The sequence below is a fragment of the Ruegeria sp. HKCCA5491 genome (assembly GCF_013034565.1).
Classification (GTDB): Bacteria; Pseudomonadota; Alphaproteobacteria; order Rhodobacterales; family Rhodobacteraceae; genus Ruegeria.
In genome coordinates, this window is sequence record NZ_WQGG01000004.1 from 16321 (window position 1) to 28572 (window position 12252).

General features: G+C 59.2%; 10 protein-coding genes. 7 read left to right on the forward strand and 3 right to left on the reverse strand.

From position 1 onward, the window contains the following. Positions 1-2: 2 nt before the first annotated feature. The 5 genes from ptsP (at position 3) to GOV88_RS07140 (ending at position 7517) form a co-directional block, all read left to right on the forward strand. Positions 3-2246: a phosphoenolpyruvate--protein phosphotransferase gene (ptsP, locus tag GOV88_RS07120; protein WP_171125639.1), complete on the forward strand. Its 2244-nt coding sequence runs from the start codon at positions 3-5 to the stop codon at positions 2244-2246. 140 nt (positions 2247-2386) lie between these two features. Continuing rightward, a complete protein-coding gene (gene zwf, locus GOV88_RS07125) occupies positions 2387-3832 on the forward strand; it encodes a glucose-6-phosphate dehydrogenase (RefSeq protein ID WP_171121893.1) in 1446 nt (481 codons plus the stop codon). A gap of 2 nt (positions 3833-3834) precedes the next feature. Continuing rightward, positions 3835-5640, forward strand: coding sequence for a phosphogluconate dehydratase (edd, locus tag GOV88_RS07130; protein ID WP_174834507.1), 1806 nt, complete (start codon positions 3835-3837; stop codon positions 5638-5640). 3 nt (positions 5641-5643) lie between these two features. Then, entirely contained in the window at positions 5644-6276 is a 633-nt protein-coding gene (locus GOV88_RS07135) for a bifunctional 4-hydroxy-2-oxoglutarate aldolase/2-dehydro-3-deoxy-phosphogluconate aldolase (protein WP_171239983.1), read from the forward strand. A 50-nt stretch (positions 6277-6326) separates the two neighbouring features. Then, on the forward strand, positions 6327-7517 hold the full coding sequence (locus GOV88_RS07140) for an alanine--glyoxylate aminotransferase family protein (protein WP_171239984.1): 1191 nt from the start codon (positions 6327-6329) through the stop codon (positions 7515-7517). Between the two features lie 28 nt (positions 7518-7545). Here the strand turns inward: GOV88_RS07140 and GOV88_RS07145 are convergent, their stop codons facing one another. Continuing rightward, positions 7546-8652, reverse strand: a complete 1107-nt coding sequence (locus GOV88_RS07145; RefSeq protein WP_171240100.1) for a pyridoxal phosphate-dependent aminotransferase — start codon at positions 8650-8652, stop codon at positions 7546-7548. Between the two features lie 94 nt (positions 8653-8746). On the opposite strand from GOV88_RS07145, the gene GOV88_RS07150 reads away from it, so the two are divergent. Together GOV88_RS07150 and GOV88_RS07155 are read left to right on the forward strand one after the other, a co-directional pair. Further along, positions 8747-9823: an SMP-30/gluconolactonase/LRE family protein gene (locus GOV88_RS07150; protein WP_171239985.1), complete on the forward strand. Its 1077-nt coding sequence runs from the start codon at positions 8747-8749 to the stop codon at positions 9821-9823. Between the two features lie 58 nt (positions 9824-9881). Next, entirely contained in the window at positions 9882-10664 is a 783-nt protein-coding gene (locus GOV88_RS07155; protein WP_171239986.1) for a crotonase/enoyl-CoA hydratase family protein, read from the forward strand. On the opposite strand, the gene GOV88_RS07160 is transcribed toward GOV88_RS07155, so the two are convergent. After that, positions 10665-10997 carry a DUF1992 domain-containing protein gene (locus tag GOV88_RS07160; RefSeq protein ID WP_171121898.1) on the reverse strand — a complete coding sequence of 111 codons (333 nt, stop codon included), beginning with the start codon at positions 10995-10997 and terminating at the stop codon, positions 10665-10667. 32 nt (positions 10998-11029) lie between these two features. Next, positions 11030-12193 carry a benzoate/H(+) symporter BenE family transporter gene (locus GOV88_RS07165; protein ID WP_171239987.1) on the reverse strand — a complete coding sequence of 388 codons (1164 nt, stop codon included), beginning with the start codon at positions 12191-12193 and terminating at the stop codon, positions 11030-11032. Positions 12194-12252 lie beyond the last annotated feature (59 nt).

Consider the following 12252-nt stretch of genomic DNA (forward strand, 5'->3'; position numbering starts at 1 on the left):
CCATGGCGGACGGCACTGAAACAGAATCCCGCAAGCTGCTGGGGCGGCTGCGCGAAGAGATGGCGAACGAAGCCGCCGGTCAGGAACGTCTTGACCGGATCACTCATCTGATCGCTGACAGTATCCGGGCCGAGGTGTGCTCGATTTACCTGTTCCGGGATGAGGATACTCTTGAACTCTGCGCGACCGAAGGTCTGTCGCCCGAGGCGGTTCACAAGACCCGTATGCGCATGGGTGAGGGGCTTGTGGGGCGCGTCGCGAAGTACGGCAAGATCGTGAACACACCGGATGCGCCTGCTGCCAAGGGTTTCCGTTACATGCCCGAAACGGGCGAAGAACGGTTTTCGTCTTTCCTGGGGGTGCCCATTCAGCGTCTGGGTGAAAAGCTGGGCGTTCTGGTCGTGCAATCCCGCGATGCGCGCGAATACTCGGCGGATGAGGTTTACGCGTTGGAAGTGGTCGCCATGGTTCTGGCCGAAATGACCGAGCTGGGGGCGTTCGTGGGTGAGGGCGCCGCCCTGTCCCCCCGCCACCAGCAATCTGTGCAGCTAACCGGTGGTCCGGCGCAGGAAGGTTCCGCCGAAGGGCATGTCTGGCTGCACGAGCCACGCGTTGTGGTCACCAACCCCATCGCCGAAGACCCCCATCGAGAGCGTGAGCGTCTGGCCGAAGCGGTCGAGGAACTGCGCGTGGGCGTCGACAAAATGCTTGAGATTTCCAAGGACGGCGACACCGAGCAGTTACAAGTGCTGGAAGCCTACCGGATGTTTGCGAACTCCAAGGGCTGGATGCGCAGGATGGAAGAGGACATTGCCCGTGGCCTGAGTGCCGAAGCTGCGGTTGAAAAGGAACAGTCACAAGCGCGTGCGCGGATGGGGCAGGTTACCGACCCTTATCTGCGCGAGAGGCTCGCCGATCTGGACGACCTCAGCAACCGCTTGCTGCGTATTCTAACTGGGCAGGGCAACACCAACGGGGCGGACCTGCCACCTGATCCGATCCTGATTGCCCGTAACATCGGCCCCGGCGATCTGTTGGAATATGGCCGATCTCTGAAGGGGATCGTGCTGGAGGAAGGATCAGTCGGCAGCCACGCGACGATTGTTGCCCGCGCGCTGGCTATTCCCTTGGTGGTGCATGTCGGCCGGATCACGACCGAGGCGCTGAACGGTGACCATATTCTTGTGGATGGGGATCAGGGCACCGTTCAATTGCGGCCCGAAGACACGGTCGTCAGTGCGTTTCGTGACAAGATTGCGATGCAGGCAAAGGCGCAGGAGCGATATGCCTCGATCAGGGATACTCCGACGGTCACTCGGGATGGTGAGCGCATCAATCTCGTGATGAATGCCGGTCTTATGGCGGACCTGCCTTCGCTGGACAATTCCGGAGCCGAGGGCGTGGGCCTGTTCCGGACCGAGTTGCAGTTCCTGATCAGAAACCAGATGCCAAAGCGGTCGGAACTTGTAACCCAGTATCAGCGAGTTCTGGACGCGGCCGGGGAAAAACGAGTGGTGTTCCGAACGCTGGATATCGGCTCGGACAAGGTTCTGCCCTACATGAAACACGTAGAAGAACCCAATCCTGCATTGGGGTGGCGTGCGATCCGGGTCGGTCTGGACAAGCGCGGCGTAATGCGGATGCAGTTACAGGCCCTGATGCGCGCAGCGAACGGGCGCCCCCTGACACTGATGTTCCCGTTTGTGGCGCAGGCGGATGAGTTTCGCGAGGCGCGTTGGGAGGTCAACAAGACCATCGAACGCGAAAAGCGGCTGGGGCATGTCCTGCCCGAAAGAATAGAAGTTGGCGCAATGCTTGAGACCCCGTCCTTGGGCTTTGCCCCTCAAAAATTTTATGATGAGGTGGATTTTGTCTCGATTGGGGGAAACGATCTGAAGCAGTTCTTTTTCGCGGCTGACCGAGAAAATGAACTGGTGCGCCGCAGGTATGATACGTTGAATGTAAGCTTCCTCAGTTTCATCGAACGTATTGTCGAGCGCTGCAACATATCGAATACACCGCTGAGTTTTTGTGGCGAAGACGCGGGCCGCCCGGTTGAGGCGTTGTGTCTGGCAGCCATGGGTATCCGTTCGTTGTCAATGCGGCCTGCCTCGATCGGGCCTGTCAAAAGCGTGTTGTTGCGCGCCGACTTGCAATCGCTGCGGAAGATCATTGCCGATGCGCGTCACCGGGGTGAGCAATCCGTTCGTCCGGCTGTGATGGAGTGGCTGCGAAACCAAGGGTGACCGAGTCGTAGATTTTGAAATTTTTTTCAAATCCAGTGTTGATTCTTAGTATGGTTTTTTATACTCCCGCGTTGAATGTTAGCGATAACATTACTGGTGTGGCAAAACGATGTGCCAGTGACAACTGAAGGAGCCTGCAGATGGTTTCACGCGTAATACCGGTAAATCCGTTCGACCTTGTGTTGTTCGGCGCAACGGGCGATCTGGCGCAGCGCAAGATTTTGCCGGGTCTGTATCACCGGTTTGAAGTGGACCAAATGCCCGAAGAGGCCCGTATCATCGGAACAGCACGGTCGGACATGGACAGTGATGCATTTCGAGAGCAGATTCGCGCATCCATGAAGAAATATGCCCCCGGGTTCAAACAGGATGTATTGGACCGGTTCCTTAGCCGGGTCGACTATGTCCCTGTTGATGCGCTGGGTGACTCAGGGTGGGCAGACCTTGCTGAAAAATTGCGCCCCGACGTGGTGCGCGCGTTCTATCTGTCTGTAGGCCCCAGCCTGTTTTCCGGCATTGCACAGCGGTTGAATGATAACGGGCTGGCAACACCGGACAGCCGAATTGTGGTGGAAAAACCGTTCGGTCATGATCTGGCTTCTGCCAAGGCCCTGAATGAAGGGTTGCGTGCCTGTTTTGAAGAACATCAGATTTATCGCATCGACCATTATCTGGGCAAGGAAACCGTCCAGAACCTTATGGCCCTGCGTTTTGCCAATTCCCTGTTCGAGCCGCTTTGGAATTCGACCCATGTTGATCATGTTCAGATCACAGTTGCGGAAACCGTAGGTGTTGAAGGGCGGGGGGCTTACTACGACCAGTCTGGCGCTATGCGCGATATGGTGCAGAACCATCTTGTTCAGTTGTTGTGCCTGACCGCGATGGAGCCTCCGTCCAAGTTTTCGCCCAATGCGGTGCGCGACGAAAAGGTCAAGGTTATTGAGGCGTTAGAACCCGTGGACCCCTCGGACATCGCGCGGGGCCAATATCGGGCTGATCAGGGAGAGGACGGTTATCTGGATCATGTCGGCAACCCGGCCAGCCGCACCGAAAGCTATATCGCCCTAAAGGTGCATCTTGGTAACTGGCGTTGGGCCGGAGTGCCGTTCTATCTGCGGACTGGAAAGCGTCTGCGCGCACGCGAATCCGAAATTGCCGTGTTCTTCCGCGATCCACCGCATACTATTTTTCCCAACGTAGGCCCCTTGCGTGGCAACGTTCTGGTCATTCGGTTGCAGCCCGACGAAGGCATCACATTGCGCACAACCATCAAAGACCCCGGTCCCGGTGGATTCCGCCTGTCAGATGTGTCGCTGGACATGAGCTTCGCCGAGGCGCTGGGCACGGATGCGCGTGCTCAGGATGCTTATGAGAGGCTGGTAATGGATGTGATCCGGGGTGATCAAACCCTGTTCATGCGCGGTGACGAAGCCGAGGCCGCCTGGGCCTGGGTCGATCCCATCATTCAGGGGTGGGAAGATCGGGGTGACCGGCCAGCCAAATATGATCAGGGCAGTTCAGGGCCGGAAGAAGCATTGATGCTGATGCATCGCGATGGACGCCGTTGGCGTCAGATCGGAGGGTAATCATGGTACATTCCGTCATCACCGACGTCACCCGGCGCATCATCGACCGCAGCGCCGAATTGCGCGGCCCGCATCTTGAGAGGATGGAACACGCCAAGTCCAAAGGGCCAGCCCGTGCGCATCTATCCTGCAGCGGTCAGGCTCATGCCTATGCCGGGGCGGGTGAAGATCAGCAATCCATGGCAACTGGAACGGCTGGCAATCTGGGCATCGTCACCGCCTATAACGACATGCTCTCGGCGCATCAGCCTTTCGAACGCTATCCGGCGCTGATCCGTGACGCGATCCGTGCGGCGGGTGGCACGGCGCAGGTCGCAGGCGGCGTTCCCGCCATGTGTGATGGCGTCACGCAGGGCGAAGCGGGGATGGAGTTGTCGCTATTCTCGCGCGATGTTATTGCGCTGGCCACTGGAGTGGCGCTCAGCCACAACACGTATGACGCCGCCGTGTTCCTTGGGGTGTGCGACAAGATCGTGCCGGGTCTGGTCATCGGCGCGCAGGCGTTTGGTCACTTGCCCGCCGTGTTCCTGCCTGCAGGACCCATGACAAGCGGCCTGCCGAACGACGAAAAGGCCAAGGTTCGTCAGCAGTTTGCCACCGGAGAAGTCGGCCGTGACGCGTTGATGAAGGCGGAAATGGCCGCCTATCACGGGCCGGGCACCTGCACCTTTTACGGAACCGCCAACACCAACCAGATGTTGATGGAATTTATGGGCCTGCATCTTCCTGGCTCCAGCTTCATCAACCCGAATACACCTTTGCGCGATGCGTTGACCGAAGAAGGCGCGCGCCGTGCCTTGTCACTTAGCGCGCTGGGTAATCACTATACGCCGGTCTGTCAGGTGCTGGACGAACGCGCCTTTGTGAATGGTATCGTCGGGTTGATGGCAACCGGAGGGTCCACGAACCTGCTGATCCACCTGATCGCCATGGCACGTGCCGGAGGTATCGTTCTGGATTGGGAGGATTTCTCGGACATCTCCGCCGTGGTCCCGCTGGTCGCGCGGGTCTATCCGAATGGATTGGCCGATGTGAACCATTTCCATGCCGCGGGGGGCCTTGGCTATTGCATCGGCACGTTGCTTGAAGACGGCCTGCTGCATCCCGATACGCTGACGGTCGCTGGGCAGGGTCTGCACAACTATACCAAAGAGCCAAAGCTGAAAGATGGTGAACTGGTCTGGGAAGAAGGCACTGCACACAGCTTGAACGAAAAGATCGTGCGCCCGGCCAAGGATCCGTTCCAGCCCACAGGCGGCTTGTCGCGCCTGACCGGAAATCTGGGCACCGCTGTCATGAAGGTATCTGCTGTCGCGCCCGAGCATCAGGTGGTCGAAGCTCCGGTACGTGTTTTCCATGACCAGGAAGAGGTCAAAGCAGCGTTCAAGGCGGGTGAGTTCACGGATGACGTCATCGTCGTTGTCCGCTTTCAGGGACCGAAAGCCAACGGAATGCCCGAACTGCACTCGCTGACGCCGATGCTTTCGATCCTTCAGGGCAGGGGGCAAAAGGTTGCTTTGGTAACTGATGGCCGGATGTCTGGAGCATCGGGCAAAGTTCCAGCCGCGATTCATGTGGTGCCCGAGGCGCTGGATGGTGGTCCCATCGCCTGTTTACGGGATGGCGACATCCTGCGTGTAGATGCGGTCAGCGGAGAATTGGAGATCATGACCCCCGGCGTACTTGATCGCGCCCCGGCAACCGCAGACCTTTCGGCAAACCAGCACGGCGTTGGCCGCGACCTCTTTGGCACGTTCCGCCAGAATGTCGGGTCGGCCGACACTGGTGCCAGCATTTTCGGAGTTTAATTCATGTCCAAAACCCAACGCACCCGCGAAATTTGCGCGCTTGCCCCTATCGTTCCTGTGCTGGTTATCGACGATGCCAAGGATGCGCGCCTACTGGCCGAGGCGCTTGTCGCTGGTGGGCTTCCCGCGCTTGAAGTTACGCTGCGCACGCCTGCGGCGCTGGATGCAATCCGGGCAATGTCTCAAGTGCCGAGCGGTGTCGTAGGGGCTGGAACACTGGTGACCCCTGATGACGTCCGTGCCGCGAAAGAGGCAGGCGCACAATTTGGTGTCTCTCCCGGCGCGACTGAAGCTTTGATCGCTGCGTGTGAGGCCGAAGGCCTGCCCCTCTTGCCCGGCGCGGCCACGGCAAGCGAGGCAATGCGTCTGCTGGAGCAGGGATATGATATGCTCAAGTTCTTTCCTGCCGAAGCTTCAGGCGGTGCGCCTGCATTGAAGGCAATTGGTGCTCCGCTTCCGCAGATCACGTTCTGTCCAACCGGTGGTGTCTCGCCTGCGAATGCCCGCGATTACCTGTCTTTGTCCAACGTTGTCTGCGCCGGTGGCAGTTGGGTTGCGCCAAAGCAGATGGTTTTGGATCAAGATTGGGCGGGCATCGAAACACTTGCGCGCGAGGCGTCCAAGCTGATGGATTGACGCTGCCGGGCCACACGTTAGGGTGAGGCCAATTCTAACAGGTTGATCCCATGAAAAATCACAACTCTCTCGCGCAGGGGCGTGAGTATTTGGCTATTCCCGGGCCGTCGGTAATGCCCGACGCCGTTTTGCAAGCGATGCACCGTCCCTCGCCCAATATCTATGATGGCGAGTTGATCGAGATGATGCCCGCGCTGACCCGCGACCTATGTCGCATCGCCCGGACCGAGCACAACGTCGCAATTTATATCGCCAACGGGCACGGCACTTGGGAAGCTGCCCTGTCGAACGTCATTGCCCCCGGCGAACGTGTTTTGGCACCGGCTTCGGGTCGGTTCACCCACGGCTGGGCAGAGATGGCGGAAGGGATCGGTGCAACGGCGCAATTGATCGACTTCGGCACGTCATCTGCTTGGGATTTCGAACGTATCGGTGACGCGTTGCGCGCTGATAAAGCGCATGAAATCAAAGCGGTTCTGGCCGTGCATGTGGATACCTCAAGTTCGATCCGAAACGATATTCCAACACTTCGCGCGTTGCTGGATGACTTGAACCACCCGGCGATTTTGATGGCGGATTGTATCGCCTCGCTGGGGTGTGATCGGTTCGAAATGGATGCCTGGGGCGTCGACGTCATGGTCACCGCCTGTCAAAAGGGGCTGATGACGCCTGCAGGTGTGGGGTTTGTCTTTTTTAATGACAAGGCGCGGGCCAAGCGCGCCACTATGCCCCGGGTGTCGCAATATTGGGATTGGGTGCCGCGGGCTAATCCGGAGCTGTTTTATCAGTATTTCAACGGGACAGCTCCGACCCATCACCTATATGGTCTGCGCGCTGCCTTGGATATCATCCATGCCGAGGGGATCGAACAGGTCTGGGCGCGCCACGAACGACTTGCAGGAGCTATTTGGACGGCCTGCGAAATCTGGGCCGAGGGCGGTGCTTTGCACTTGAACGTCGCAGATCGCCAAGACCGTAGCCGTGCCGTAACCGCCTTGCGGCTGACCGACGGTCGGGGCACGGCCCTTCGGGAATTTACGGAAACCCAACTGGGCCTTACCTTGGGCATCGGCCTTGGGATGGAGGACTGGGACGGATGTTTCCGTCTTGGTCACATGGGGCATGTGAATGGGCAGATGGTCATGGCCATTTTGGGCGGGGTTGAAACCGGGCTGGCCGCACTCGGGATCCCGCGCGGCACAGGCGCGTTGGAGGCTGCGGCGGCTGCGTTGGTTTCGTAACGCGAACTGCCGAGCGTATTGGCGCAGTTCATGCGCGCGCGTTTGCGGCCTCAAGCGCCTTTGGCAGAGCTGCGGCAAAGGCATCCAGATCGCACGCCTCGCCGCAGCTTACCCGAATGCACCTGTTCTGCGGCGCAGCAAAGGGCATTCGAACGAAAACACCCTGCGCGACAAGCGACTCGAGAACCGCCTTAGCAAAGTTACCGTCCCGCCGGCAATCAATGGCAACGAAATTCGTGGCCGACGGCAAGGGGGTCAGACCATTCTTTGTTGCGATCTGTCCGATCCGGGTGCGGGCCTCAGCGATCTTGTTCTGAATCCGTTTTAACCAGGCGTCGTCTTGCAGCGCTGCCAGCGCCCCAGCTTGCGCTGCGCGGTTCATGCCGAAATGGTTCCGTACCTTGTTGAACGCCGATATCAACTCGGGTGCGCCAATCGCATATCCGACGCGCGCCCCTGCCATTCCATAAGCCTTTGAAAAGGTGCGCATCCGGATAACGCGGGGATCATCGGCTGCGACAGGGGCTTCGGTCCCTTCGGGCGCGCATTCCACGTAAGCCTCATCCAGAATCAGCAGGCACCCGTCGGGCAAGTCGTCCAGCGCCGCGACGATATCCTTGCCGGAATGCCAGCTTCCCATAGGGTTGTCGGGATTGGCCAGATAGACCAGCTTGGCATCCGTTTCTACGGCCAGAGCAAACAGGGCCGCCGGGTCTTCGTGATCGTCGCGATAGGGAACGGTGTGCAACACACCACCGAACCCTGCCACGTGGTAGTTGAATGTCGGGTAGGCACCGTCCGAGGTGACAACGGCGTCGCCGGGTCCGATCAAAAGCCGGACGAGGTAGCCCAAAAGCCCATCAATCCCTTCCCCTACGACGATATTGTCTGCCCCAACGCCATGATGTTCAGCCAATGCGTGGCGCAGGTCATGGTTTTCGGGATCGCCGTACATCCAGATTTCAGTATTTGCCATTGCCTCGGCCGCGCGCGGCGAGGGGCCGAAGACACTTTCGTTCGCGCCAAGCCGGGCAATGAAAGGCGCACCCCGCTGGCGCTCCTGTGTTTCGGGGCCAACAAAGGGCACGGTCGCAGGCAGGGACAGGGCAAGCGGGGTGTAGCGTGGGTCAGTCATATAGGCAGATAAACGTAAGGTCACAGGGCGAGCAACCTTGTGTTGTGCGCGATTGCCGCCCACCCTACACAAAATTGTTGAGGGAGGGGTGCAGATGCGCGTTTTGTTGGGGTTGATCCTGATCGGGCTAGCCTATCTGATTTTTTGGCCGGTTGAGGTTGAGCCGGTCGCGTGGGAACCACCACAAGCACCTGAGTTCGCAGGCGAGTTTGCCGAAAACAACGCGCTGGATCAGCTTGAATTGATCGCATTTCCTGATGATGAGGTGGGTCCCGAAGACATCGCCGTATTGCCGGATGGAACCGCTTATACAACCACAGCGTCCGGCGCTCTGTTCCGTATTGACGGCGAAGCCCCCATCAAGGTCGACGAACTTGGTGGGCGCCCGTTGGGCCTCAAGGCGGGCCTGGACGGTGCGCTGTATATCGCGGACAGCTTTCGTGGGTTGATGCGTTGGAATGGTCCCGGTTCGTTAGAGTTGCTTACCTCTGAAGTTGACGGGAAGCCGTTGATCTATGCCAACCAATTGGATGTGGCCCGGGACGGGACGGTATATTTCTCCAACTCTTCAGATCGTTTCGACCCCGAAACAATGGGCGGTACCAAACCCACATCCGTGATGACGATCTGGGAGCAATCGGACACCGGGTATGTCGCCAAGTACGCGCCCGACGGCAGCACCGAAAAGGTGGCCGATGGGTTCGTCTACACGAACGGTGTTGCGCTGTCTCCGGACGAAGAATTTCTGCTGATCGCGGAAACCGGGCGTGCGCGGGTCCATAAACTGTGGCTGACCGGCCCAAGGGCGGGCGAGCGCGCAGTTCTGATGGACAACTTGCCAGGCTATCCGGACAATATCGAGGCGCAGGGTGACGGCACCTATTGGATGGCGTTCGCCAGCCCGCGCGTGCCGACCGAAGTTTTGATGCCTTATCCGTTCCTGCGCAAGGTGATTTGGCGGCTGGGTCCGATGGTGCGGCCTGCACCGATCCATCGCGGAATGCTGATTCAATTCGACGGAGAGGGAAACATCCTACAAAACCTGCAGGACCCACAGGGCCGGTTGGGGATTACAACCGGCGGGAAGATCGTTGGAAACCAGTTCTATGTCATGACGCTGGATTCCCCGTGGTTTGGGCGCATGGCCGTCGAGGGATTGCCCCTACGTTGATCTGGAACTTTGTGGGTGTTGCAGGCATCTTTGCCGAAACTGGAATAGGGAAGTTCACATGTCGCGTGTATCAGTAGAATACAAAGATCACATTGCCCACGTCACTTTGACGCGCGGCGAGAAGATGAACGCGCTGGATGATGCGATGTTCAATGCAATTCTGTCCGCAGGGCAGGAGGTTGCCGCCTCGGACGCGCGTGCGGTTGTGCTGTCGGGGCAGGGCGGAAATTTCTGCGCCGGTCTGGATATGGCCAGCCTTGCGAAATACGCCAATAACAACCCGTCCGAATGGCTGATGACCCGCAGCCATGGGGATGCCAACGACCTTCAGGAACTGGCGCTGACATGGCGCCGCGTTCCGGTCCCAGTGATTTGCGCTATCGAAGGCGTGGCCTATGGCGGCGGTCTTCAGATCGCGCTGGGGGCTGATATCCGTATTGCGCACCCTGACAGTAAACTCGCCTTGCTTGAAATGAAGTGGGGCATTATCCCGGATATGGGCGCGATGTATATGCTGCCGCATCTGGTTAGCAGCGATGTGATCCGCCTTTTGACCTATACCGCCCGGCCCGTTGGGGCGCAGCAGGCGGCGGATTGGGGGCTTGTGACTAAGCTTTCCGACGATCCTTTGACCGAGGCCACGGCGATTGCCGAGGACATCGCGTCCAAAAGCCCATCAGGTATTCGCGCGGCCAAGCGGGTCATAGATTTCGCCGAAAGCCATAGCCGCGCGGAAACTCTTATGGAGGAATCCATCGAGCAGGTAGAACTGATCGGAAAACCGGACCAGATGGAGGTGATTGCAGCCCAGATGCAGGGCCGCAAGCCTGTATTCAAGTAACTAGCGCGTAAAGGCGCGCCGTGCATCCCGTGCCATGTTGTACCGCATCTCCAGATCGGCGATGCGGGCCATCGCCTGTTTGCGCGCCTGCGGATCGGTCAGGGTGGTGTAGTCCTGGCGCGCTGCGTCCAGGTCTTTCTTGATCTTGAACTCTTCGGGCAGCACCCCGGCCTGAGCCATTATTCTGTATCCGGCGGCAGTTGCCGGGTCGCTTTGCTCCTCGCCAGAGCGATCGGGCAGGGGGCGGCCTTCGCCTTCAAGCCCCTGCAATTGGCCTTCGGCTTGCGCCTTTTTGATCTGACGCTCAATGAGCTTTCCCAGCGATCCAAACATATCTTTATTCTACAGTGTGCCGGGCCGCGCGGCTAGCGGCTTCGATTTGCAATCAAATAGGCGACGCCGCCTGCCAAAAGGCCCCAAACTGCGGCACCCAGCCCGAAGACTGATATGGCCGAGGCCGTGATCGCAAAGGTCAGGATTGCGGCTTCGCGTTCGGCAGGCACTTCGAGCGCCGCAAAGGTTGCATTGGCCATCACGCCGATCAGGGCAACGCCGGTCAGCGTGCCCATCAGCAACGGATCGGCATGAACGGCAAACCCTGTAATTGCGACGGCAAACACGCCGAACACGCAATAAAACACACCGGCCATCACAGCGGACCAATAGCGTTGATTTGGATCGGGATGGCTGTCTTCGTTCGAACACATCGCTGCGGTGATCGCAGCAAGGCAGGTTGCTGGCGCTCCGAATGTCGCCGACAGTACGCTTGCGCCACCCACGGCCGAAAACAGGCGCCTTGAGACTGGCTGGTAACCAAAGCTGCGCATCACGGCGATACCGGGGATGTTCTGCGTGGCCATCGTGACGATGAACAACGGAAGACTGATGCCGATAATGGAAGCCACTGAAAATGTGGGCCACGTCCAAACCGGAGTGGCCACCACCTGTGCCGGCGCAACCGATGCACCCTTGGCATTTAGAACGACCACGATGGCCGCCGCGATGACGGCGGCGGGCACAGCGAGCAGCCGGTTGAAACGCCCGGCGACAAACCATGTTAGGATCACGGGAAGGGCCTGCCACGGTAGGTCAACGGCGGCTTTGAAGGGCAGAATGCAAAGCGGCAACAGAACACCGCCCAACATAGCCTGTGCCAGCGTGGTTGGGATCGCCGCAGCAAGGCGGCCCAGCGGTTTCCACAGCCCGGCCAGAACTGTCAACGCGCCAGCGCACAAAAACGCACCCACGGCTTCTGAAAAGCCCGCCGCCGGCGTGGCGGACACGGCAAGCAGGGCCGCTCCGGGTGTGGACCATGCAACGCTGATGGGTTGGTGATATCGCAGGCCTAGACCTATGGCCGCCAGACCCATGGCGATAGCCGCCATCATTAATCCCGAGGCTGCTTGGGCCGGTGACGCGCCCATCGCGGTCAATCCCTGAAGGACAATGGGAAATGAGCTGAAGAAGCCGACGATGGCAACAACCAGCCCGGTCGAGACAGTTTGGATCGGTGGGGCTGTGCGCGTCATTTTGGCCTCGGTGGGGTTGCCTCGAACCGTGCTACCAAGCGTGAGGGTGGGGCGGCAAC

What these genes read in the sequence shown, in the direction of transcription:
- ptsP (WP_171125639.1), top strand. Translation starts at nt 3, where the DNA reads ATGGCGGACGGCACTGAAACAGAATCCCGCAAGCTGCTGGGGCGGCTG.
- zwf (WP_171121893.1), top strand. Translation starts at nt 2,387, where the DNA reads ATGGTTTCACGCGTAATACCGGTAAATCCGTTCGACCTTGTGTTGTTC.
- edd (WP_174834507.1), top strand. Translation starts at nt 3,835, where the DNA reads ATGGTACATTCCGTCATCACCGACGTCACCCGGCGCATCATCGACCGC.
- GOV88_RS07135 (WP_171239983.1), top strand. Translation starts at nt 5,644, where the DNA reads ATGTCCAAAACCCAACGCACCCGCGAAATTTGCGCGCTTGCCCCTATC.
- GOV88_RS07140 (WP_171239984.1), top strand. Translation starts at nt 6,327, where the DNA reads ATGAAAAATCACAACTCTCTCGCGCAGGGGCGTGAGTATTTGGCTATT.
- GOV88_RS07145 (WP_171240100.1), bottom strand. Translation starts at nt 8,652, where the DNA reads ATGACTGACCCACGCTACACCCCGCTTGCCCTGTCCCTGCCTGCGACC.
- GOV88_RS07150 (WP_171239985.1), top strand. Translation starts at nt 8,747, where the DNA reads ATGCGCGTTTTGTTGGGGTTGATCCTGATCGGGCTAGCCTATCTGATT.
- GOV88_RS07155 (WP_171239986.1), top strand. Translation starts at nt 9,882, where the DNA reads ATGTCGCGTGTATCAGTAGAATACAAAGATCACATTGCCCACGTCACT.
- GOV88_RS07160 (WP_171121898.1), bottom strand. Translation starts at nt 10,997, where the DNA reads ATGTTTGGATCGCTGGGAAAGCTCATTGAGCGTCAGATCAAAAAGGCG.
- GOV88_RS07165 (WP_171239987.1), bottom strand. Translation starts at nt 12,193, where the DNA reads ATGACGCGCACAGCCCCACCGATCCAAACTGTCTCGACCGGGCTGGTT.